The organism is Eubacterium coprostanoligenes, from assembly GCF_900167205.1.
Lineage (GTDB): Bacteria > Bacillota > Clostridia > Oscillospirales > Acutalibacteraceae > Eubacterium_R > Eubacterium_R coprostanoligenes.
Window position 1 is genome coordinate 1 of sequence record NZ_FUWW01000014.1, and the last position, 25,901, is coordinate 25,901.

Consider the following 25,901-nt stretch of genomic DNA (forward strand, 5'->3'; position numbering starts at 1 on the left):
TTCTGAATTTCGTTTTCTTGCGAACTTTGCTGTACGATGGTACCGCTTGTTCGCAAAAAACGAAAAACGCCAAAAATGCTGTAAGTTCGATACTTACAGCATTTTTAAAACCCCACCGTCAACACTTCGTGTTGCCACCTTCCCTTATACATAAGAGGAGGCTGATATGGTAATTTATATTTTGGCGTGATTCAGAAACTTTATCACAGCCTATAGTTACTTTTTATCAATCTGCTTGCTGTACTTTGCAAGATAAACAGTTCTCATAAGGAAGCATTCTGCCTTTGGAACATAATGTGAACGATTGAAGATGTTGCAATCAATTTGAGCGGCAGCGCCCTTGTCCATAATAATGTCAAGAGCCTGAAGGTCACCGTCATTGTTGCCTGTAATCATTGCACCCATTCCCTGAATGAGAACAGCGTTTCTATCCTTGATTGACTTTGCAATTTCCTTTGCGCATTCGTCTGTGTCGCCGTTAATCCACGGAACGCATTTTACATCAAGACCAACAATTTGAGCGAAATCATCAATCATTGGGTCCATAGTTTCATCAAGGCAAGATACTGCAACAACATCAGGAGTTGCAAGGTGCCTAATCATTGTAACATTTTCCGAATTATAAATTGCTCTGTGGATTTTTTCAACCTTTGGAGCAATGCCGTTGATTCCAAGACCTGTTTCAAGGTCAACATCAACTGTCTTTCCGCCAAATGTAAGAGTGAAGTGGTTTCCGCTTCTGACAGATGAACCGAGGTCGCAAATTTCATCCGGCATTTCATCTGCGCCATTCTTCTTGAGGAAGTATGCTCTTCTTGCGTCATCGGAATAAGTCTTATCCCAAGAATGACGAAGATAGTTATCCTTAATTACCTTTTCACAGCATTTCTCAAGATTTTCTGCAAGAGCAAATGCGTGGTCGTAGTCATCGCCCATAACAAGAGCACCGTGGTGCATAAGCATAATTGCACGAGCACTCGGATTCATTTCAATACATCTCTCAACCTTTCTGCGGAGAGAATCGGTTGTGGACATAGCATAATCGGCACAAGGAACTTTGTTGCCCAAAACGCCCTTGAACTCATCATAAACATTTACGATATCCATACCTGTGATGGAAACAATTGTGGCTGCTCTTTGGTGAGTATGAATAACAAAATCAACTGTTGGATGATGACGATACGCAGCTGCGTGAACGCCCTTTTCCGATGATGGCTTGATGTCGCCCTCATGTGAGCAATCAGCAATGTTAACAACTACAACTTCTTCAGGAGTAAGATCCTCGTAGGCTCTGCCTGACGGAGTGATAACAAACTGTGTGTCGCTGATACGAGCAGAAACATTGCCCCATGTGCGGGCAATAAGACCGGATTCAACAAGCCTTTTGCCTGCTTCAACAACTAATCTTTTAGCTTCTTCAATTTCGTAAGCCATATTTTTCCCCTTATATTATATGTAAATTATAAGCGACAAACGGGCGGTCGCAAAACCACCCTAATTATGCCGTTAATCAATAATCAATCTTTTCGCACTTTGAAAGAACTTTGTCGAATCTCTTGATGCATTCGTCAATATCTTCCTCGGTGTATGCACTTGATGTATAAAGACGAGAACCTGCAAGAGTTACAAGACCTTCTGCCATATAAGCAGCACCCATATATTGCATTTCTGTCTGGCGGATGCCTGTTTCCTTAAGTACTGACGGAATTGTCCAAGGCTTCTTCCAGTTAATTCTGAAGTGCATTGTTGCAACAGTGTGAAGCTGGCAAATTGAACCAACATTGTAGCAAACGAACGGAAGGTCATACTTCTTGATTGATTCGTTGAGTCCCTTAACAAGTCTGTCTGCCATTTGACCTGCAACCTGACAAGCATTTCTCTTTTCGATTTCGCAAATTACAGTGTAGCCTGCACAGCAAGAAATTGGTGTTGCAGCCATTGTACCACCGCACATAGCCTTGTGAATTTTCTTGCCTTCAGCCTTATCAAGACCTGCGCCAAGATACTTCATAACTTCTCTGTGACCGCCGATACCGCCTGCACCAGGATAGCCACCTGCGATAATCTTACCAAAGATTGTAATATCAGGATCAATACCATAATAACCCTGTGCACCTGACAAACCGATACGGAAACCTGTTACAACCTCGTCACAAACAAGGAGAGCACCGTACTTACGGCAAAGTGCCTGTACACCCTTAGGGAAGTCCTTGTCAACTGGGCGAGTAGCTGATTCAGGTCCGCATGGCTCGATGAATACAGCAGCTGTACCGCCACGGAACTTGTTGATGATGAGCTTCTTCTCAAGATCCTTGAGGTCGTTAGGGAAGAATTCCTGTGTGTGCTTGAATACAAACATAGGAACGCCGTGTGATTGAAGGTTAAGTGTACCCGGAACACGCATACCCCAAGCAAGCTGATCTGACCAGCCGTGGTAAGCACCGCCCATTTTGATTATATTCTTGTGGCCTGTTGCAAGACGAGCAACACGAACAGCACACATACATGCTTCAGTACCTGAACCGAGCATACGGAACATTTCTACTGATGGTACACACTCGCTGATTTTCTTTGCGAGCTTATATTCATAAGGGTGGAACAAACCTGTTGACGGACCGCAGTCATCAAGGAGCTCCTTAACCTTTTCTTTAACAACATCGTCGTTTGAACCGATAATTGTTGGACCGCCTGCCTGAAGGAAGTCAAAATATTCGTTGCCGTCAATATCCCAAAGTTTGTTGCCTTTAGCCTTTGTCATAACGATTGGGAACGGATAGTTGAACGCAAGGTTGTGCTGAACGCCACCGGGAATTACTTGCTTTGCTTCTGTAATCATTTCCTTTGACTTTGCGCACTTCTTTGCGAAGTATTCATCTTCATACTCTTTGAGAGCAGCTCTGTTGATAGAGTAGATTGGTTTTTTAATTAACGCATCAAGCTGTGCTGTGAGTGCAGCAGCGTTAGGATACTCTGTAATAGCGAATCTTGTATCCATAAATAATCCTCCTTAAATTTTATAGTGAGCGGTCACTCACTATTTGGTTGGTGAGCCGGTACTCACGGTTTTTACAAATTAAGTATATCACATTTCAACGATTTGTCAACTTTAAACCTTGATTTTTTTGTTATTTTTGTTGCAATATACAATGAAAAATGGTAATATACCTTTAGTGAATTAATGCTCACCGAAGGAGATTTGGAGCATTTGCACAAACGAAAACAAATTGTTTTGTGCAAGGCTACAAAATCGAGATTTTTATGTTTGAAAAGAGATACAAAGAAGCGTTTGAGAGGGCTACCGATGAGAGAAAGGAAAAAATCCTTGAAGTCGGTATCAAAGAATTTGCTTCCAAAGGCTACGAAAAAGCCAATATAAATATAATTGCAAAAAAAGCCGGAATAAGCATCGGACTGATGTACAAATATTTCAGCACCAAGGAGGACTTGTTCATCACCTGCATTCAGCGAGGAATGTCAATTCTTGACGATGCGATAGACGAAATTTTGCAAAGCGATGACAAGCTGATTGTCAAGGCTGAAAAGCTCATCAGAACAACATGTCAGCTCAGCCAGCGTGATGCAAACTATGTCAAGCTGTACAACGAGATAACATCCGAGCGAGATAGCGAAAAGGCTATGGAATTTGCCAAGGCTATCGAGGGCGAAACAAGCAAAAAATATGTAAAATGTATCACCGATGCACTTGCAAAAGGCGATGTAAGACAGGATATGGATCCTCGTCTTTTTGCTTTTTTCCTTGATAATTTGTTGACTTCACTGCAATTTTCATTCACCTGCGACTACTATCGCAACAGGCTTGAGATATACACGGGAGTGAATGTGGCAGAGCTTTCGGAAGACCAGATAGTAAGGCAGTTGCTCAAGTTCATTGAGTCTGCGTTTACATTCGAAAAATAATTAACAAACTAATTTGTATACGGAGGACAGTATGAGTAAATATGTAATGGCGTATGATATCGGTACAACAGGCATCAAGACCTGTCTTATCGAAATCGACAAGGAGATAAGAATTCTTGCATCTGCAACAGAGGGATATAATCTCTATGTTGATGAAGAAACAGGCGTTAAGGGCGGAAGTGAGCAGGACGCAGACGAATGGTGGAGTGCAATGTGCATCACCACCAAAGAGGTTTTGAAAAAATGCCGTAAAATCAAAAAAGAGCAGATTGAGGGCATCAGCTTCTGTTCTGCTATGCAGGGACTTGTTCTTGTTGACAGAGAGGGCAAATGTATCCGCCGTCCGATGACATATATGGACCAGCGTGCAAGAGAAGAAATCAAAAAAGGGATTGCACACGGTGTTCAGATTGCAGGCGCCGAGGTTACAAAACTTCTCAAATATCTCAAATACACAGGTGCGGTTTCGTCATCTGTTAAAGACCCGATTTGGAAATACAAATGGGTTGAGGCTCACGAACCTGAAAACTTCAAGAGAATTTACAAATGGCTTGATGTTAAGGAATATATGATTCTCCGTTGCAGTGGCGAATTTGTTATGACAAACGACTCCGCATTCGGCACACTTCTTTACGACACACGCAAGGGTCACGAGGGCTGGTGCAAACCGATTTGTGATATGGTCGGAGTTAATATTGAGCATATGCCCGAAATCAAGGCAAGCACTGAAAAGGTCGGTGAAATCACAAAGCAGGCTGCCGAGGAGCTCGGTCTTGCAGAGGGCACAGCTGTTTACGGCGGTGGCGGTGACGCATCACTTATCGGCGTAGGCGCAGGTGCAACAGAAATCGGCGACACTCATGTTTATTCGGGCACTTCAGGTTGGGTTGGAACTGTTGTTCCGGAACAACTTGTTGACGCAGGTGCTATGATGGCTGCTATCGTTGGTGCAAATCCTGAAACTTACAATTATTTTGCCGAGCTCGAAACCTCCAACAAATGTATGGGTTGGGTTAAGGACCACCTTGCACTTGACGAAATCGGCGTATTCCTCAAAAAATACGGTCACAAGAAGGACGACTTGGAGGAGGAAAGTTTTAACCTTTACGATTATCTTGAAGAGGTTATCGATAGAGCAAATCCGGGTTCGGACGGTGTTGTGTTTACTCCGTGGCTTCACGGCAACAGATGTCCGTTTGAAGACCCGAATGCCGCAGGTATGTTCTTCAATATTCACCTTGAAACAGGCAAAACCGAGCTTATCAGAGCCGTTGTTGAGGGCGTTTGCTTCCATATGAGATGGATGCTTGAGCGTCAGGAGCAAAAAGTTGCAAAGTACAAGACAACAAACGCTGTTCGCTTCTGCGGCGGCGGTGCACTCGGTGCTTCAACTTGCCAAATCCTTGCCGACATTCTCCAAAGAGATGTTGAGGTTGTTGACTCACCGCAAAACATCGGTGCGGTCGGCGCAGCAGCTTGTATCGCTGTCGGCACAGGAATGATTGGCTCAATGACCGAGGTTAAGAAGCTCATCCCTGCAAAGATTACATACCATCCAAACAAGGCAAACAAAGCGGTCTACGACCGCAACTTCGAGGTCTTTAAGAACCTCTACAAATGCAACAAAAAGAATTTTGAAATCCTTAATGGATAATAACTTGAGGAAAATATGAACGAATTTGCTAAGGAGTATTATAAACAATTAAATTCGTGGTCAATGACAACTAACCTCGGAAAATTCTACAGCAAGGTTTCTCGTAAACTTGTCAAATACCACGACATACTAAAAGACATATTTACATGCGGAACTTCTCTTGAAAAATATGTTAACTCTATTGACCGAAGCATTTCTACCGGAAGTGAATCAACAGAATATCTTGCATTGGAAGAAATGTTCAAGGATGTTGAAATCAACGACAACAGCAGATTCGTTGACATCGGTTGCGGAAAAGGCAGAGTGTTAAACTTTGTTCACACCAAAAACTAAAATTGCAAAGTAACAGGTGTTGAATTTAATCCTGAAGTTGCAAATTTCACAAAAAAATGGGCAGACAAAAAAGAAAATGTCAATATAATAAATGACGATGCTTTTAACATTAACTGTGATAATTACGATGTTTTCTATTTTAACAGACCTTTTATGGAAGAAACCTTCGAACAGTTTGCCGAAAAAATGGTAAATGAAATAAACCATCCGGTAACTGTAATTTGCAATGCCGATGCTTATATGTCAAAATATCTAAAAGGCAAACCAAATTGGAATAGAGTAAAACAAGGTATACTTTACAAAAAAGGTATAATAATTCACTGCTTTTATCCTCAAGTTTATTCTATACTTAAATTCAAACCAAATGAATAAAAATTAAAATCACCTTGCAAATCTGCGAGGTGATTTTTTACAATTAGGCTGTAATAACAGCCTTTTTATATTGTTCTTTGTAGCTTTGTATTAAAAATTCGATGTGTTTTAGATTTTTTCGGCAAAACAAAATGTTTACCCATTTCATAATTAAAACTTTCCGGTGTAAAGCAACAATCCAATCCACCTGAATAAAAAGTCAACTCACCTACATAAAAAGTATTCTTTAAATCATAAAAATCCACTCTAACAAAAGGTAAGTCTTTCGATAAGATTTTTGCAGCTTCAATCATTTCATCATAGTGTTTTGGTTTTTCAACAGGAACGCATTGCGACTTCTTATATATAACAGGTAATACATTCCAGTCAATATCATAAATCGCAATTTTTGAACTTTGTGCCACTCCATTATCAAAATGTTCAAATGCAGAATAGGCATATGTCGGAACTCCGTCAAAGCAGAAAAATTTATAATCAATTGGTTGTTCTTTAATCTCACCTATCAGTTCTTCCGCATATATTTGCGGAGTTACATAATAATAACCTCTGCTGTATCCGTTTACGCCCTCAACTCTATAATCAAGCCAACGCATCATTTCTTTTTTTGTTTTTTCAATATCTAAAGAATTTTTATCTTCAACAAAAATAATATTTCTGCCAAATGAACTGCAATTAGATTTTAACACAAATGAATTCGGTAACTTATCCCAATCAATATCCTCAACACTCATCCATGCCCCGTATAATTTAGCAGTATGACCTTCTCCAAGCTTTTCTTTCACAAAATCCTTAAATTTTATTTTACATAAGTAACTTTCAAAATTTTTATTATCATAAAAAAGCTTATACCACGCAATTTTTTCTGTAAAAGTTTTAGGATTTTTTAAATTTATTTGTCTACCATTATGTGAAAGACCATAATGATATTGTAATAATTTTTCTCTTGTATAATTAGATAATACCATTTTGGGAATAGGTCCACTCGTTGTCAGTCGATAAAGCCACCCTATTAATGAGTTTTCTTTTTTCACAATTAACTCCTTAGATTGATAATAAATATATATTTAATCAATAAAGAAAAGAAGCCGAGTTGCCTCGGCTTCTTGCCCTTTTAAACTACAAACCGTATCATTCGAGGTCAGGAGTTTCGATAGGGCCTGCTGGTTTACCTGATGTTGTTACAACATCGCATACTGAGAACTTTTCAAGTTCTGCTACTGGCTTTGTGTACTTCACTATTTTTCACCTCACATTTTATGTAAATTAAAACAAATTAAAATATAATTTATTTTTTATAATTCACCATAAGCTTTTGCTGAAACGCCATATTTCATAATTGACATCAACAAATTCTTAAAGTTTGCACTTGATGAAGACAATCCACATGCCTGATGTACATAAGATTCTACACTATAAGTACATACAGCACTAATTTGCTTACCTGATTTATCATAAACAGCAAATTGGATTGTTTCCTTCATTTGGTTAGCAAATACGTCAGGGAAATAGAAGTAATATCTATTTTCTGTACCCAATGCACCTGAAACATTTGTCTTATAAACCTTGAATTGATCAGCATCATCAACAGGATTATATTCAAATGTTTGTCCTGCAACAGTTGCTTTAACAGTAATATCATTAATATTTACATCATTTCTCAAAGCAATTGTCATCTTAGGAACAACAGCATCCTCAAGTGAGAGAGCTGCACCGGCAAAACGTGCTGATGGGTTATCAATAGGAACTGCTTCATAATTCTTGACTGTTTCAAATGAAGTAACATCAGGTGTAGCAAGTGCCTTTTGTGCATCTGTCAATCCTGCATTTGCAAGTTCATTTACATTTGTATTTGAATATACCTGAGCAGCTGCTGCATAATTCAAAATATTTACACAAATTGTTGCCAATGCTTTATTCTTTGCTGTAGCATTTGGACCTGTGTAAGTTGCACTGCCAAGAATAGAATCCGTATAAACCTTTACAGATCTTGTATATGTCGGACCCCAAACTTCTACTACTGTACCATCCGAAGCCTTCATTGTACTGTATGCGACAACATCAATATCATCCTTGACATTTTGTGGCCATACACCTACAAGGTATTGATTATATGTTGCATCTTCCTTATCAGGTTCAGTATATTCAATCTCGCCCTTAAATGCAGTATTTGCTTTAACGACAACATTGCTAAACGAAGCAACATTTTTCTTTGTCATCTTAAAGTTTACTGTAAGTGAGCTGTCAAGAACCAATGCATAAGAATTACATCTAAGCAATGAAGTATTTGTTGCTGCTTCTCTCTTAACATCGCCACATTCACAAGTACCGACTAATTCACCGTCGCATCTGTCTGAAAGCTTATTGTAGTAAAGCTTTGAGTCATCATATGTCCATGTGTAGTGGTGAACGTGAGCATCTTCCTTCTTAGGAAGTTCTTCTGTTCTTGTAGCGCCACAACCGTCAAATGTACATGTGTATGTCTTGATACCTGTTTCAGTTGTTGTAGGTTCCTTAGTTACAACACCTGCATCCCAAGTATGAGCTGCGCCTGTCTTAATGATGGTATAAGTTCCGTTAGCTGTTGCTGTTGCAGGAACTTCCTTATCCCAAGCATATGTGTAGTGCTGTGCATCATCATGAGTTGTTGCAGGAAGTGATGGTGGAACAATTGCTGTGCCTTCCTTATACTCTGCTGATGAGATCTGCTGACCGTCAGCGTTTACGAAGGTGATTGTATAATTCTTACCTACTGTTCCATTATACTCGTTTTCGCCCATAAAGTCAAGAGCAGGAACATCAGCTTCTGAAACCTTTGCGTAAGTCTTATATTCTTCAACCTTACCGCCGTTAGCAATTGTGCCAAGAGTGTATGTTTCGTAAGGATCGCTTTGAGTATTATCAATGCTGAATGTAATTGGCTGATCGTTAACAATCTTGAACATGAATGTTGCCAAAACAGCTTTTGAATCTGTTAAACTTACAGAATCAGCGCCTGTCTGAACTGCAAAGTTTGCGTGCATAATTCTTGCTTCAGGGTCAACATAAGAAGTTTCGCCTAATGTGCTTGTTGAATTATAAAGAGCGCTACCACTTTGAGTTGGAATTGCTTCATTGATAGGGAAATCTGCATGTGGACCTTCAGTAGTAACCTCATTATACATATAAGCTACTGTAACATTGTCACCTCTACCCTTATAATCTATGATATAAGCCGGTTCAATAGCTTCTGAATACTTAATAGCTACTTCTGCAGCAGAAAGCTCTGTAACATTCTCAAGGAGAACGCTTACTGTAAAGAAGTCGCCTGTAACATAGCCGTCAATCTTGCCATTTGAATATGTCAACTTATCAGAATTCAATCCGGAATGAGCCAAGTAATCAGCCATCTTTGCACTTCTTGGCTTTAATACAGTTTTCTTTGTTGTGGTACAAGAAACATCTCCGAATTGAAGATTAATATTTGCTCTGTTTGCATCATCGGAAGCAAAAACTGTCAATGGAACCGAGCAAACTATCATCATTACTGCTAAGAGGATTGCGACTACTTTTTTAAATGATTTTTTCATTTTATATAGTTTCCTCCAATTAATTTAAGTTTAGTTGAGTATATGCAACTTTATGTCTTAAAAATAACTTAAAGATTGCAAAATCTTCTTCATTAAATTCACTATCACCGTTTAAATCGGTTTTAAATTTAGAAAATAGAGCAACATCAGTAGAATTTACTTTACCGTCCTTATTGTAATCAAGTACGCAAATTCCGATATTATTCACTGTGATTTGATCGTAGTCGGCATTCTCTCTGGCAACTACGAGCTTTGCCTCTCTGTCAATCGTGTGTGCACCGCTGAACACAAGTGTATACTCGCCTATTTCAAGACCTTTAAGTGTATACGAACCGTCAGCGTTGGTAACTGTGCTCTTGTCAGTTCCTTTGACAGAAACTGTAATTCCGCCTGCAGGAGCTGTTGTTGCAACACCTGTGGTTTCATTTGCAATAGTCACATTACCCGAAACATCAAATTCTGTTACAAGATAGGTAGGAGAAACATCGGCTGTCATTGGGTAAGTCTTGTAGGGCTTTTGAACGCTTGTATCAAGAACATAACAGTCATCCTCGCCATCTAAATATGATGCTCCTATAAAACACAAATCAGGATTTCTTGAAAATGCAAATACATCTGCGAAATCGCAAGAGGATGCGACTGTAACAGAAAGTGAGACCATTACAGTCCCGTTTGAATCGATTGTAGATGCATCTTTACTTTCAGCAACTTGGAACAAAGAGATAGTGCTGTTCTCTATTTTTTGACAACCATTAATCATATCGCTATGTTCATCAGCATAAGTGCCGAGAATAGAAATGTTAGAGATATAATTAGAATCATAGGTTGCTGTCAACTCAACCATAGAAACTGCCTTCATTCCGGAAAGGACGATGTCAACATAATATGTACCATTTTGGAGTCTGTTGCCGTCAACTTTTTTTCCGGTTGTGTTGGTAAAAACACAAGACAATTCAGGAGTTTCTTTGCCGAGGGTTCCGGCCTCGGCATTTGCACTAAAAGGGAGTGCAAACATTGAAATTATTAAAATTAAACAAACGAAAGGGGTAGTTAAGAAGCTTTTAAAAGTGTGTTTCATAATGAAACCCCCTAAAGTTCTTGTTTGATTTTTTATATGATGCCCCGCACAAAGTTGCCCATGCACAAGGCATCATAGGACATAACTAAATCGTAATTAATTTAGTGGAATTTAATTTAGTGTGATAACCTTGTTAATTATGCAAGTGTGTTGCTATAAGCAATCTTTGATCTCAAAATATTCTTGAACTGGTCAGCAGTGATCTTCTTGCCCTCACCGATTTCGCCTGCCTTTGAAGCAAGAGCGACATCAGTTGAGTTAACCTTACCATCACCGTTGTAGTCAATAGCGATTACACCAATATTAAGACCTTCTGTAGCACCTGAAACAGGAACTGTTCTGTTGATACCGTTTGTAGCCTCAACTGTGATTGATGTTGTGCCGGCAGGAACTTCAGCAGTGAATGAACCGTCAGCCTTTGTGTTTGCAACTACTTCGCCGTCAGCGACGATTGATGCGCCAACAAGTGCAAATGTACCTGCTGTACCTGTAGCATCAATTGCTTCGGTAACTGTACCTGAAATTGTGAATCCTGCGTTAGGATCAGGAACTGCAAGAGCATTTTCAGCCATTACGAGACTCTTCTTTGCTTCGTAAATGCTTGAAATGTTAGCTTCCTTTTCTTCCTTTGCTACCTTGATTGCCTTTGCGAGACGGTTGATATATTCTGTCCATGTAGCGTCAGAATAAACAACTGCACCCTGATTAACAAGTTTACCGTTTACAACCTTACCGTACTTAACAGTTGGAGTACCTGTTACAGTAACTTCACCGTTTGAAAGTGCGTGAGTTGTTTCATCTTCGGAAACTGTTGCTGTGAGATTAGCCTTTGTTGTGCCTGTTACAAGAGAGATTTCAGCTTCAAGCTTTTGACCCTTGTATTCACGAGGAACAAGACGGCTATTATAGAATTTAAAGTTTTCACTTGCTTCGTGAAGTTGAGCATATGAAGCAGTTGTTGTGTAAACAGGCTTGCCGTTTTCATCCTTAGCACCTGTATCCTTCAAGAGTGCTTCTGCTTCCTTACCAACCTGAGTCATCTTCTGATATGAAGCGATATCATAGTTGATAATTTCCTTGCCCTTGTAAGAATCAATGATACCGTCCTTCTGAACGATTTCGTTCATTGCAGATGTATCAATCTTCTTAATTGTTTCTTGAACATAATATGTCATGAAGTCCTGTGCCTGAGCATATACACTACGATAGTCGTTTTGGCCATCGTTAGGAATAACGGCATCATGGAGTTCTGCATGAGTGAATGTCCAACCTTCAGAAGGGTTTACGCTCTTACCTGTTGATGCATAATATGAGTGGTTTTCTTTTGCATAGTAATTCTTCTTTGTTGCTACGCCATTTACCATTTCCTCATATGTTGCAATAGTCTTTGTAGGACCGTAGTAAGGATAAGCATAAGATGTTGTATCCCAACCATTTTCGTATACATAATCATTTACATAATAGTATACGCCGCCTTGCATTTCTACCTTGCGGTTGAAGTACTTTTCAGTACCGTTTGTAACATCTTCACCAACAATAAGCTTGTTTGAGTAGATTGGGAACTTAAATGCTTCGTCTACATAGTAGTAATTGCCATTCTTATGGAATTTGTTTTCTACATATGTCTTAAGAGTATCATCTGCATTAAGATCAGCATCTGTCAATGGCTTGTAAGCCGGATCGCCGGTTGAAGCCTTTGTTGTTGATGTCTTTGCAGTGAGTTGAGTCTTAGAAGTAAGATCCTCGATGTTTCTCTCTGTTGGAGCAGTAACGATCTTATCAAGTACTGTCTCGAACTTGCTCTGCATATCCAAATAAATAGCAGATGAGTTTGATGCCTCAACATAGTCAGTATAATTTGAAGGCTGATATGCGTTGATTTGACCTTGTGCTGACTGATATGCGCTCTGAAGTGTTGCAGAACCGCTTGTATCAGCAATTGTAAGAACAGTATTATCACCAAGATCAAGTGCTGCATCAGTTGCTGAATAACCAACAAGATTAATGTTGTATACACCAGGTGTAAGTGTCTTAACCTGATCCTTAACCTTCATATATCTCTTATTTGCTGATGATACGCCCTTAAGAGAAACATAGTAAACATTAGGAACTGTTGACATAGGAGTTGCACATGTATTTTGAATAGCAACAGGATCAACAAATACGTTAACAAGATCACCGTTTTCATCAAACTTAAGTTCAACGCCTTCATAATAATCAGGATCATTTATATTATTTAAATATTCTGACTTGCTGATTTCAGCAGCGATATGAGTTCTTGTTGATGCATTTGGCTTAGTTACACCATTAACTTCGGTTTGTGCCTTTGCTTCGTCAAGAGTATAACCCTTTGCAAATGAAAGGCCAACATCTGAACCAACGATGTCACCTGAATTCCAAGTTGTACCACCGTCAAGGCTATAGTCATACTTGTTAATGTTTGTAACCTGAATCTTGTCACCGTCTACTTGGTATGAAGTATATGCCATACCATTGCATCTGTCATTTTCGTCTTGTGCGTTATTATAAGCTTCATAAACGCCGTCAACATTGCCGTTAAGACCGATACCAAGTGATTCAAGCTGACCTGTAAGTGAGCTTGAAACAAGTTGCTTATTCATCTTATAACCGTATGGAGTTTGTGTATAAGCGCCTGTAGAGTAAACAGCCTCTGTACGTTCATCTTTCTTATTAAGACTGCCGTACCAGCCCTTATCTGTTGAAAGGTTCAAGTAGCAAACTGCTATTTGATTTTCATACAACGGCTTTGCACCGCTCTTCTTAGGATTGTCTGATGTACCCTTATAAATGTTATAAGTAAGAGTATACTTAATCTTTTGGCTTGTCTGAGGATATTTACCATTAACTTTAAGTTTAAGGCTCTTTTCAGGAGCAAGCATATAGTTTTTAGATGGAAGAGTAGCGGCAATTGTACCGTCAGATGATTCCAAGTTAACGAGTTCAACGAAATATCTATCGTCAGGAACTATATTTCCATTTGTGTCCTTATAGAACTTGTTAAGACCTACAGACTCATTCTTGATAGTGATATATGTATTCTTAATATCTGTACCGAATGAGAAGTCAGAACGAGATGGGTCGTTGATAGAAATTGAAGCGGCACCAAACTGATGGTCACGCAACTGTGGAAGGAAGCCGTTTACAAAGTAGCTTACTGCCTTAACAGCAAACATTGCACCCTGCCAGCAACCGTCGCCACGAGTTTTATTCTGTACAGCAGTTGTACCACCGAATGCACAGAAGATATTACTGATCAAAATACCAAGAACGCCTGTTTCTTTTTGACCGTCGCCCTTGTATTTAACAAGTACAGCCTGATCAACCAAGCGGTCAAATGGTGTTGTTGTGCCCATTTCAGATGAAGTAGGAATAACCTGCTTATACTGCTGACCTGTAACCTTTGCACCAAAGATGCTGTTTACAAGAGAAGCAACAACTTCATCATAAATAAGAGCGTCAATACCCTTGCTCATGATTGGTTCTGCTGTGAAGATTGTCAAAAGTTGCTTGATAAGTGTTGTAAGACCACGAGTTTGATCTGCACCGTGAGTCTGCTTAATATCAAGAACTGATGTAATTATTGTGTTATAAAGGAGATCCTTGGCGTCTGCATGACCTGCCTTCGCAGTTGTACCATACTGCAATACACCGATTGTTGGCCAAATCTTGTTTGCAATGTTGCTGATGTTTGTCCAAATATCGTTGTTTATTGATACATCGCATGAGCCGTCTGCATTAACTACACCGAGAAGAGCGGCAACGCCCTTACCGATTGTTGATGTTGCAGTCAAGTTGTAAGAAGGCTCTGTATACTCATCCATTGATGCATAATAGCAAATAACTGAATTTACGATGTCATACAATGTTGTCTTGTCCTTTGTAGGATCCTTAATGGCTTCATAATTCCAAACTTTACCATCCTTGGTACGAATCGGAATGAGAGCGTTAAGGAAGTAACCTACCGCATCACGAGCCATAGGAAGAAGTGCATCTTCAAACATTGTCTTATTGCCATCGCCATCAATATCAAGAGCAGCTTCATAGTAGCCGTTCTTTGTTGTTACGAACTGATCGTAATTCTTGTCAGGCTGTGAGTATGAAAGATGTTCTTTCAATACTACATAAGCAAGACCCTTTGCATCCTTTACAAGGTCAAACTCTTCGTTGTGGATGCTTCTTATTGCCTTAATAACACCGAGTGTGCCGATAAGGAGAGGCATCATAGCTTCTTCAAAGTTTTCTTCTGAAAGGTGATTGCTTGTTGTCTTGTCAACAATACTGTGGTTGTTATAGAAAGCATTAAGGATGTTTTCATCAGTAACATTTGCGCCATATTCGAAAATACTGCACAAGTTTGTAACGATTGTTTGAGCAATTTCCAAATTAGATGGGTCTGCACTTGTTTCTTGAAGTGTAGGACGATCAATAATAGTTTTAACAACATTCTTTTCGCCCAAACCGATGTTATCTGAGTTAGGGAACAAGTCCTTAACTGCAGCAACAAGACAGTTGTTGAGTGCAGCTACAATGTTATTGTACTTCTTGCCGTCAACTGTGTTGTTATTGTTAACATAGCTGTCAACAAAGTGCTCAAGATTTTTAAAGCCTGTCTGCATGAAGTAAAGGTTGATAGGACCTGTCTGCATATTGAAGACTTTATCTGCAAGTGGGCTGTAACGAAGCTTACCAAAGAGGATGCTTTCTGTGCTGCCCTCTGAAGTTACATAGTTGTTGCTCTTTACAACATCTCTCCAGTTGTACTGTGGATCTTCAACTACATTTCTGTCATAGTCAAATGTCTTTCTAACTTTGTTTCTGAATTCTTCAACAGATGAGCAACCATACTTCTTATATTCAGCTGCCAAGAAAGCATCGAACTTTTCATCAGTGTAGTTGTTTACCCAATCGGTCTTGTCAATCTTGTCATTCTTCTTCAACCAATAATAATATACATTATCAAAGTTGCCGCCGTGACCCTTGTACCAATCCATGCTGTTGTTAACACGCATTGTTTTGAGTGTTGGCTTAAGACCTGTCTTCCAAGCAAGTTTGAACGCTCTGTCCAAAATTGTGTAGAAAGTATCTTGTGGTGTGATTGTGAGAGTTTCCTCTCCGCCGTCTGCTTTACCATATCTGAAGAGGTAAATCATACCATTGCCGTTTTTGTCGTATCTGAGGTTTGGATCATATCCGAGAGCCTCTGATGCCCGGGCAATGTTTGCGTCTGTGTCATCCAAGTTTTCAGCCTTGAGCCAAGCCTTAATTTCCTGATAACGGGTCTTTGATGAATCTGTTACATCAAAATTAGTTCCGTCTTCGCTTTTCTTGTTTGTGCTGATAGCATAAGTCATCTCAATTGAGATTTTGCTGATAAATTCAGAAGTGAGCTTGCTGAGGAGCTGTTCATCATAGTTCCATGTTTTACCGCCCTTGCCCTGAAGGCCTAATCTGAATTGTTCAGCTTCCTCATTTGTGAACCAGTTTGTGTTATTGAAAATAACTTGAGCCACAAGGTTGTATACGAGGTTTGACTGATAGCCGTTCCACATGTTGAGACCGCCGATATTGCCGATCATATTGTATACATCAAGGAAGCTCTTTGCAACACCAAGGTTAAGGTTACCGCTGAGGAATGAACCAATAACGTTTTGGTTTTGTCTCTTTGATGTTTTATCGTTGTTTGAGTTGTAATATAATGTTTCTGCCAAAGCCATTACAATATCCTTGGCATCATTTACTGCACGATATGACTTGTTACACTGTGAAGTGATATCAGCTGCATTTTCAGAATACTTCAAATTTGCGAGTGGGTCAACTGAAAGTTTTGCAACATCACCGCCAACTGTACCACCGTACTTTGACAACAAGTCTCTAACCTGCCTTACAAGGTCAAGTGCACCGTCAACACTGTCAAGATAACCGTTGATGTTGACTACAACAACAACATAGTTGAGGTTGAGAGAAATCGGAGCGATGTTTGCACTGCCAAGAACATCGTCAACCCAGTCAAGAAGTGCTTCACAGGTTTGATTGTCTGTTGTCTCTGCCCATGTCATAAAGTTTGCTGCAAGCTGGCTGTCATGAGCATCGTCCTTTGATGTAGCGTAAACTGTAAGTACGCCTGTGAAAGTGGACATTGCCATAATAACAGACAAAATGATTGCAACAATTTTGCGTGCAAAGATTTTAGATTTTTTCACTTTATTAAATTTCCTCCATGTTTAATTACGATAATGATTCCCCGATTATGTATCTGTCGCTTTCTCTGACCTAATTGCAATATCTCGCAACAGAAAGAATGGAACAAATCCCGATAGCATAATTATTAACATACAATTAATTCACGATGAACCATTTCACGCATTATTATTAAATCACAGTTTACAAAGAAAATCAAGACACTTACATATTAATAACATTATACTAATGTGAGAAAATCTGTTAATTTTTTCGTAACATTTGCACAAATGACATATATTCGATTTTGTAAAAACTGCAAGAAATTCTTGCCGGAGTATTGATTTTTTGTGATTAATGATGTAAAATTCAGTTAAAAGTTCACAAATTGTTTACAATGTTTTTACATTTTGTCAAAGAATTCACAAATTTTTTTGCAAAAAAACCAGACACACAACAACTTGTGGACAAAAGATTGTTTGTGCAGATTATACACAAAATCAGCTATTGTTTGAACGAAAAAATAGGTCAAAATGCCACAAAAAATGTGTGTTTTTGCCCTTTATATGTTAAACAATGGTTATTATTCGTTAAAAAGTTATTGACTTTGTGTTCTTAATTTGTTATAAATAATCTTGGATATTGTTCGTGCATAGGGGTATTTTGCGCCAAAATCCCAAAAATTCGGTTCAAACCGCCTCTATGATTCCAGTTACAGCTGTAAAGCAAACCGCTTTACATGGTGTTAAGTAAGTCACTTTACACCGCTCATTCAGCTGTAAAATCATTAAAAAGTGAAGGAGAGATGATTATGAAAAAAACGAGCAAAAAGTTACTCAGCTTCTTCTTGGCTGTAGTAATGATCGTTACTTCATGTTCTGTCGGTTTCACCGCATTTGCGGAAGACAATGACAATAAAGAAACCACAGCCGACAGCTACTGGAATGATGTAACGACTGCCGAAGGTGCATTTGATGCAATCGGCGGCATTATTGACTACGCTTTGCCACAAATCCTCAATGCTGAAATTGATGATAACGGCAAGAAAGTCAAAATTTATGAAAAGCTTGGCGTTAAGCCGGACGCCACACTTCAAGATGTAATTGCGGCGGCAAGCCCACTGCTTTTAAATCTTTTAGGTGGTTCAAAATCAAGTACAGATTTGAAGACTTTTATCACAAGTCACTCATCTGTAACATCAATCGATGATACGAGTTGGAAAGACAGTTATGCAAAGTACTTTGGTTACTTAACTGATCCAAATCCACAAGCCGGCGATTTAACCTTCATTGAATTGTACACATTCTGCGAAAAGAACTTGGATAATTCAAATGACGATGTTAAGAAGTATGCCACAGAAACTCTTGCAGATTTGAACGATATGCTTAAAGTTGCTTGCAGAGCTATAACTGACGAATCAACAGCTCCAAGCAAAGCGGCATTGGAAGCATTCCAAAAGATTTTGAAAGCTAATGTTGTTAAAAGCAATAGTGTTTCAAACAATGTTGCGAAGAAGATTGTTGCCGGCAATAGCATCAAATCTATTAACGATTTGACAATATACACCAAAAGATCCAATTTCGTGCTCAACGGTCAACCATATGCAACAGTTGCTGCAACAGCTGCTGACGCTGATGTTGCAAAAGGTATCGAAGAAGCAAACAGAGCACTCAAGGCTTCAGGTTCAACTGTTACAGTCAGCACTCCTGCAGAAGCAATTGTTTACTACTATAGCTACATTGTAAATACAAACTTATACACTTATGATCCATATGATGGCACAAGCAGAACAAAGTTGACTTATCAGCAAGCTATTGAATATGTTCGTCTTGCTGAAAAAGGCGGAAGCCCTATTAAAGTCGGCGGTGTAGAACTCACAACAGCAAATTGCGAAGAAACTGTTAAGAATTATCTTGCAGAACAGAAAGCAACAGGCAATGCGCTTTATGCAGATTATGCTGAAGGTTTGGAATACCGTTATCTTCCAAAAGCTGTTTTCTTGAGCATGAATGACTTGTACTGCCAAGATGCACTTGATGCTCTTTGGGACGGTAATCATAACGGTACCAAAGTAAATGCTTCATGGACAGCGGAATTTTCAACAAACAAACTTGATGCTTTTGCATCTTCATCATACGAAGCAATCAACAAGGCTCTTCTTATGGAAAGCGGTTTGACAGAAGAAGAAGCTCTTAAGAAGATTGATGAAGCAAAATTCACAGACGAAGCAATTGAAAATCTCTGGAATGATGCAAAGAACTATAACGCAAACGCAGAAGATTCTCCAAAATTCAGAGCATATCTCACATCTGACAATTGCACTTATCTTAACGCTTATCAAAAAGCATTTTTCGGAGCTACATCATCTTTAAATGATAATGATTTTTATATTATTCATAAAGCTCTTAAAAACGCTGAAACAGCACAAGACGCAAAGAACATTAAATATCTTTCTAAAGATGAGAAAGATGCAGATGATAAAAAGTTCACTTTGCAAAACGGTGCATTTTACGAGTTTGTTGCATACAGACACGCTCCTGCAACACTCACTCTTGACGGAGATGGCAACTATAACGGAGATTACGAAGAAATTAACTTCTTTAATTTTTACAGTGAAATTTGTTCAGGTATCGTAACAAATATTGAAATCGGTTCGGGTCAAAAGAACGCCTTCAGTGCAGCATCTTGCCCTATATACGACAATATTGCAAATGAAGTAACAAAAAGAGTATTGGTTGCAACAAACGGCATTCCTAACTATAAATATTCTGATTATGCAATGCCTGAAGCAGTAAAGAATTATTACGAATCAAGCAAGACTGAAGCCGGCGTTACAGAATTGAACGCTACTTTGAACGGTCTTCTTGGTCAATACCTCGGTGGTGGCGGCAGCATCGACATCAGCAAGGTTGTTAATGATCTTTTGGAAACCAACATTAAATTATTTGTTGGCGACGGTTCAGGTGCTCTTGACAATGTTTGGTTAAGACTTTACGAACAGCCTGTTGAAACCGTATTCAACCTCCTCCCTGTATTGATGTGCGTTATTGATGAGATTGTTCTTCCAATGGCTCTCAACAGCGATAATGCTTATCTCGGAGAAGGTGTAAAGAATGATAACTATTACAGTGGCGACAACGGTCTTATTTCAGGTGCTTTGGAAGGATTGAAGGTCAGCCTTTTGGCTCCTGTTGATGCTAACGACTCTAGTAAAGGAAAATTTATTGTAAGGGACGAAAATGGCAAGATCAATGTTGGTACAATCTTCAACACACTTGACCTCAACAAGATTCTCCCAAGCCTTTTTGCATTCCTTTCAGGTGATGCTGAAACTGCAAAGAAAATCAGCGGTACATACGGCGATTACCTCAAGAACTACAATGTAACCGACAATGCAACCGGTTCTCAAGAAAAGGTTCAGCAAGATGTTATCGCATTTACAGGTATTTATGTTGCCGACAAGGCTATCTATAACCTTGATTTGACATCAAACAAAGACCTTGACCCAACACTTGCAAAGGGCTTGACAGAGCTTATTCAAGAAGTTGCAGGCTTTGCATATGATGCAACAGAAGAATATCTTGCAGAATGCAAGGCTGACGCCGAACACAAAGATTACAGATATATAAAGGTTGAAGATTCAAACACAGAATGTGCTACATTGCAGACCGGTTTGAACAACATTCCTGTTTCACTCCCTAAACTCCTTGACAAGATTGGTCAAAAGTTCATTAAAAAATACGGAGTTAAATCTGATTGGACCTTTATTTATAGCGGAAAGTTCGATTCAGCAGAAAGAGTTTATAAGGATGCAACTGTCAGTCAAACTGTAAACAGTCCGCTCAACAACTTTAAGCTCCTTGCACAGAACAAGCCGGACAAAGAAAATGCAACAGCAATTCTTGATGCATTTATGAATGCATTTACAGGAACTTGGATTAACGGCTTGCTTGACATCATCAATGACACATTGTCAACTGACAACAAGCTCACAAGCAACATTCCATTGATTGCAGGCTTGCTCAATTCTCTTGGCGGTTTTGGTGAAACAAGCATCCTCACTGATGCGCTCAACGGTTTCTTCTCACTCACAAGAGATGACAAAGCTACATTTACACTCCAACAACAGGATGCAAGAAAAGGCTTTGTAGGTTTGTCGGTTGAATCCGGATACTTCCTTATTTCAAATGTTGCATATACAGATAAAAATGGAAATAAGAAAGGTATTATCTACCTTATTAAAGACATCCAAGAAGCAAATAAGAAGAATCCTAAGTATGGACCGGCAAGTTCAAACAACAATACAAACAATAATAACACAACAAATAATACTAAAAAGCCAACACTTGTTAACTCATCAAAGGCTAACAAGAAGTATGACAAGAAAACAGTATTAACCGGCAAGAATATTAAAACAGCAAATCAATTGCTTGCAAAGCTCGACAAAATTCTTGCATCTCTCCTTGATAATACTTCACTCAATGATTTCGCTTTGAATTCAAACGAAAACATTCTTGCAGGCGTACTTACAACTGCATCAAACTACATTGGTGAAAAGAATACAAACCAATTGCTTACATTAGTTGATGAATATCTCAAGGTATTTGATACAACAGCCAATAACGGCAAGGTTGACGCTGATAAGGTATATTCAGATTCTAACCTTTCAAACATTGTAACAAAGACATATACATTGCTTGAGAATATCATAGGTTATGTATTCTATGATATTAAAACAGGTGTTATCAGAGGCGGTGACAGATATCATGTTGTAGCTTCTGCTATCAATGGTATCTATTCACCTGACTCACTTGCAGTTCGTATGAGTTCATACACCGCTGTTAACTACCTCAGAGGTAAGAAGCATTGGTCAGATGTCAAGGAAGTTCGTTTCGGAATCGGAAGCGGAAACAAAGCTGCATTCTACGATGCACTTGGCGATTCACTTGCACCGGTTGGCGCAGTATTAGGTGCAGTACTTACCTACAGCTATACAGATACATCTCATAAGGATAATCTTTATTCAGGTGTATTACAGCCTGTTCTCAGTGCTATTGCAAAGCACACAGGTGCAACAGGAGTTCTTACTGCAGAAGAATGGAACGCTCTCAATGGCAGTCAGCAGATTGTTCAGGGTATTCTTACTCCACTTTCAAACATCCTTACACAATTCTACAAGGCACCTGCATCATTCCTTGTAAATCTTGTTGGTTCACTTGGTGAACTTCTCAATGATAATTCAATCAGAATGATTCTCGGCAACGCTTTGGGTGCAGTCGGAACAGTATTTGACGGTGCTGCATATGTTATTGGCAACAGCGCAATGCTTAACGCTCCGTCACTCGTTAAATTCCTTGGCTCTCTTTTGAGTTCAAAGACAAACGGCGCTATCACAGAGCACTTTAGCATCAAACTTGAAATTCCTGAAAAGAACATCATTGTTACACTTCTCAGAAACATCAAGATTAGCAGTGTCAATATGACTCTCGGTCAGCTTGTTGCTCTCAAGAACATTGATTGGGAGGCACTTGCAAAGGCAAATTCAGCAGGCGAAAAGTTAGTTCTCATTTTGAGCTATCTCATCGATGTAGTATTGAGCTCACCTGTAATCCTCGGATTGGTTAAGGATGCAGCTCCGGAAATCGTTAAACTTCTTGAATCTCTTGATCCGGGTCAAGTTCTTGCACTCATCAGTGCAATCCTTGACATTACACAGAGCCCTACAGAAGTATACTGGACATTCAAAGAATATGCCGGAAAACTTACAAACACATTTGTTTACCCTAAGGGTATCACTGCAAGAGAAGCTAACGAGGCTGTTGACAACCTTGACAAGCTCGTACAAAATGTATTCCCTCTCCTTAAGGATTTGGGCGTACTCGATGTTGAAGACTTGCCTACTCTCGTAAACGGCTTGCTCTTCACAAACGAAAATCTCACAAAGCTTACAACTGCAGTTTACGGTGGCATCTATGATGCAGCAAAGAAGGCTAAAATCACAGACCTTCTCAAGTCACTCGGTCTTGACTTCTCACCAAAGGGTGTTGCTTCTATCCTTATGGACGAAAGCTACGGCAAGACATTCTCATCAGCTGCACACAGCTTGAAGAAAGCAAAGAGCTGGAAGAAAGTTAATACTCTCAACTGGGGATTCAAGAACGGTTCTTCAAAGGCTCAAATAGGATTTGTAAATGCTCTCGCAGCACTTCTTCGTCCTGTAAACGGCGTACTTTCAATCTTCCTTGCAGAGGGCAAGGGACTTGAAGTTGACCTTGATGACAGTTCAAAGGCTGAAATCATCAAGATGGTTAAGACAATCAATGTTAAGAAGTCTGAAATCGGCGGTATCAAGGATAAAGATCCATACGGTTGCAAACTTTATCTTGAAATCAAGAACGGCGTTCTTATCATTACAGTCAACAGCAATGCAAGCAACAAGAACTCAACTCTTAAGCTCGACATCAACGGTGTTGCAGCAACATTGGTTGAAATGGCTTCAGATGCTGAATTCGGATTCGGTACAAACGGATACGAAAACGCAATTATTCCTCTTCTCGAGGCATTCCTCTGCGAAGATGTTCCAACATATGAAGAATATCTTGCAGACTACGAAGAATCAAAGGATAACCTCCTCATTGATGTACTCAACCCAATCGTTGACTTGGTTAACAGAGTTCTCAAAGCTCCTGCTAACACATTGACAGCAATTCTTCCAAACCTTGCATATTTCATTGACAGCAACGGCTTGGCACAGGCAGTAAGCAATCTCCTTGCTCCTATCACTTCAAAGAATGGTCTCATCGGCATTCTTGACAAGAACGGAATTGATATCAACAAGCTCATCAAACAAATCACAGGCAAGTCACTCAGCAAGATTGTTACCGATGCACTTGGCATCAATGCAAAACTTCACCTTGATTTGACTGACCTTGCAAGCTGTAATGTTCAGGTAATCGTTATTCCTCTTGTTAAATCAATCCTTAAGAAGAACAAGATTAACATCAAGATTCCTGACATCTCATTTGCCGGCATTGCTTCTCACGGCAAGATCGTGACAGCAGAAAGTGCTGCAAAGAACAGCAAGGGCGAATATGAAAGAAAGATGGTTAAGGCTAATAAGGGCGAAATGTTCGTAGCTCTTCTTAGATATGTTGGCGATGTTCTTATTAAGAACGCAACAACTCTTAACAACCTTCTCGGCGGAATTGACGCTATCAAGAACAACAAGACAATCAAAGACATCCTTGACTGTGTATTCTCATCACTCAAGGTTGCATCAAAGGATGACATCGTTAGAGCTGTGTTCTACTTCCTTACACAACACGGTGCACAGGATTCATTCTTCGATTACAGCAACTTCGTAACAAAGAAGTATGATTTCACATTCGGTAACATGGATGAGGAATTCTGCAGAAAGCTCGCTCCAATGCTTGACGGCTTGGTTGGCGGTCTCCTTGCTGACAAGGGCGGTCTCCTCGGTCTTATCACCGATATGGTATACAAAGACGACATCATCAGTTCTCTTGCAGTAGGTCTTTACGGCGCAGTTGACGGTGTTGACCTTGGCGATATGGGCTCACTTACAGCTCTCCTCGCAAAGACAGACATCGACTTTACAACATCAAATGTTGCAAGCCTCCTCACAGATAAGAGATACGGCAAGACATTCAGCCAGCCTGCAAAGGTTATCGCAAAGGCAGGTAGCTGGAAGAATGTTAAGAAAGAAGACCTCAAGTGGGGCGTTAAGGATAGAGAATCATTCCTCAATGCTCTCGTAGCAGTTCTTCGTCCGGTTTACGGCGTAGTTGATGTTCTTTTGAACAACGGCAACCTCAACCTCTTCAATGTTGTTAGCGTTCCTGGTTCAAACGGATACACATCATTCATCGTTCCTCTTCTTGAGGCATTCGGTGTATACAACATCAAGACACAGTACGATTACAGAATGGATATGGAAAAGGCATATGATGCACTTCTCCTCGACATTCTCAATCCTCTTATGGATAAGGTAGAGGATATCCTCAATGCACCTATCGAAATGCTTGCAGATATTCTTCCAAACCTTTCACTCTTCTTTGCAAACAACGGTTTGCTTCAGTTGATTGACAATCTCTTGACACCTGTTTCTGCACTTCTCAATGCAGTTAAGCCAATTATTAATGTAAATGTAGTACTCGATGTACTCGGCGTTGATGTAAACGCTCTCCTTGGCAAGATTGGTATCAAGGCAAATGTTAAGATTAATGTTTATGACCTTAAGGGTACACTTGAGCCTGTAATCGGTTCACAAAGCGTTGTATCACTTCTCAACGGCATTCTTGGCACAGTCAAGATCGGTGGCAAGCCACTCGGCTTGGTTCTTCCTGAAATTGATTGGTTCAAGCTTGCAAGCCACGGTAAAGTTGTTTCAACAACTTCACAGGTTGCAACATACGGCACAAGAATTGCTGTTCAATCAGACCAGGATGAAACTCTCATCGCTGTTCTCAGATACCTCATTAACACAATCAACTACAAGGATAACTACGACAAGATCGTTGCTCTCGTTGGCGGACTTCTCGGTGGCGCAGGCGACAGTATCTCAGGCGTAGTTGATCAGGTACTCGGTATGCTCAAGGGCGACGCTGACCCTGTTATCGAAAGCCTTGTAGAGTTGCTTCAGTCAATCGCAGGCTAATAGTTAATAACTAACGGCTTACAACTGAATACTCAAAACATAAAGGTCATCCTCAATCGAGGATGGCCTTTTAGTCTGTGATAAAACTCCTGAACCACGCCAATA

11 protein-coding genes are annotated in these 25,901 nt (G+C 39.7%); 5 read left to right on the top strand and 6 right to left on the bottom strand.

What is annotated here, in order from left to right; genetic code table 11:
• Positions 1 to 216: 216 nt before the first annotated feature.
• Positions 217 to 1,434, bottom strand: a complete 1,218-nt coding sequence (locus tag B5D29_RS06515) for a class II aldolase/adducin family protein (protein ID WP_078768775.1) — start codon at positions 1,432 to 1,434, stop codon at positions 217 to 219.
• Positions 1,435 to 1,510: 76 nt separating this feature from the next.
• Positions 1,511 to 2,995, bottom strand: a complete 1,485-nt coding sequence (locus B5D29_RS06520) for an aspartate aminotransferase family protein (protein WP_078768776.1) — start codon at positions 2,993 to 2,995, stop codon at positions 1,511 to 1,513.
• Positions 2,996 to 3,258: 263 nt separating this feature from the next.
• Between B5D29_RS06520 and B5D29_RS06525 the strand changes: the two genes are divergently transcribed.
• The 4 genes from B5D29_RS06525 (at position 3,259) to B5D29_RS06540 (ending at position 6,277) form a co-directional block, all read left to right on the top strand.
• Entirely contained in the window at positions 3,259 to 3,918 is a 660-nt protein-coding gene (locus B5D29_RS06525) for a TetR/AcrR family transcriptional regulator (RefSeq protein WP_078768777.1), read from the top strand.
• Between the two features lie 31 nt (positions 3,919 to 3,949).
• Positions 3,950 to 5,572, top strand: a complete 1,623-nt coding sequence (locus B5D29_RS06530) for a xylulokinase (protein ID WP_078768778.1) — start codon at positions 3,950 to 3,952, stop codon at positions 5,570 to 5,572.
• 15 nt (positions 5,573 to 5,587) lie between these two features.
• Positions 5,588 to 5,905 (top strand): hypothetical protein, encoded by a 318-nt coding sequence (locus B5D29_RS06535; RefSeq protein WP_078768779.1) that lies wholly within the window; start codon positions 5,588 to 5,590, stop codon positions 5,903 to 5,905.
• A gap of 153 nt (positions 5,906 to 6,058) precedes the next feature.
• A complete protein-coding gene (locus B5D29_RS06540) occupies positions 6,059 to 6,277 on the top strand; it encodes a hypothetical protein (protein ID WP_078768780.1) in 219 nt (72 codons plus the stop codon).
• A 65-nt stretch (positions 6,278 to 6,342) separates the two neighbouring features.
• Here the strand turns inward: B5D29_RS06540 and B5D29_RS06545 are convergent, their stop codons facing one another.
• The 4 genes from B5D29_RS06545 to B5D29_RS06560 all read right to left on the bottom strand — a co-directional run bounded on the left by B5D29_RS06545 (position 6,343) and on the right by B5D29_RS06560 (position 17,142).
• Positions 6,343 to 7,308 carry an ATP-grasp fold amidoligase family protein gene (locus tag B5D29_RS06545; RefSeq protein ID WP_078768781.1) on the bottom strand — a complete coding sequence of 322 codons (966 nt, stop codon included), beginning with the start codon at positions 7,306 to 7,308 and terminating at the stop codon, positions 6,343 to 6,345.
• Positions 7,309 to 7,569: 261 nt separating this feature from the next.
• Positions 7,570 to 9,843, bottom strand: coding sequence for a hypothetical protein (locus B5D29_RS06550; protein WP_078768782.1), 2,274 nt, complete (start codon positions 9,841 to 9,843; stop codon positions 7,570 to 7,572).
• Between the two features lie 19 nt (positions 9,844 to 9,862).
• Entirely contained in the window at positions 9,863 to 10,921 is a 1,059-nt protein-coding gene (locus B5D29_RS08735; protein ID WP_078768783.1) for a carboxypeptidase-like regulatory domain-containing protein, read from the bottom strand.
• A gap of 137 nt (positions 10,922 to 11,058) precedes the next feature.
• The gene (locus B5D29_RS06560; RefSeq protein ID WP_078768784.1) at positions 11,059 to 17,142 is read right to left on the bottom strand and encodes a hypothetical protein; all 6,084 of its coding nucleotides are present in this window, start codon (positions 17,140 to 17,142) and stop codon (positions 11,059 to 11,061) included.
• Positions 17,143 to 17,930: 788 nt separating this feature from the next.
• Between B5D29_RS06560 and B5D29_RS06565 the strand changes: the two genes are divergently transcribed.
• Positions 17,931 to 25,796 carry a hypothetical protein gene (locus B5D29_RS06565; protein WP_078768785.1) on the top strand — a complete coding sequence of 2,622 codons (7,866 nt, stop codon included), beginning with the start codon at positions 17,931 to 17,933 and terminating at the stop codon, positions 25,794 to 25,796.
• Positions 25,797 to 25,901 lie beyond the last annotated feature (105 nt).

Coding starts and splice junctions, on each gene's coding strand:
- B5D29_RS06550 (WP_078768782.1), bottom strand. CDS start 9,843: ATGAAAAAATCATTTAAAAAAGTAGTCGCAATCCTCTTAGCAGTAATG.
- B5D29_RS06525 (WP_078768777.1), top strand. CDS start 3,259: ATGTTTGAAAAGAGATACAAAGAAGCGTTTGAGAGGGCTACCGATGAG.
- B5D29_RS08735 (WP_078768783.1), bottom strand. CDS start 10,921: ATGAAACACACTTTTAAAAGCTTCTTAACTACCCCTTTCGTTTGTTTA.
- B5D29_RS06540 (WP_078768780.1), top strand. CDS start 6,059: ATGGAAGAAACCTTCGAACAGTTTGCCGAAAAAATGGTAAATGAAATA.
- B5D29_RS06565 (WP_078768785.1), top strand. CDS start 17,931: ATGAAAAAAACGAGCAAAAAGTTACTCAGCTTCTTCTTGGCTGTAGTA.
- B5D29_RS06530 (WP_078768778.1), top strand. CDS start 3,950: ATGAGTAAATATGTAATGGCGTATGATATCGGTACAACAGGCATCAAG.
- B5D29_RS06520 (WP_078768776.1), bottom strand. CDS start 2,995: ATGGATACAAGATTCGCTATTACAGAGTATCCTAACGCTGCTGCACTC.
- B5D29_RS06535 (WP_078768779.1), top strand. CDS start 5,588: ATGAACGAATTTGCTAAGGAGTATTATAAACAATTAAATTCGTGGTCA.
- B5D29_RS06515 (WP_078768775.1), bottom strand. CDS start 1,434: ATGGCTTACGAAATTGAAGAAGCTAAAAGATTAGTTGTTGAAGCAGGC.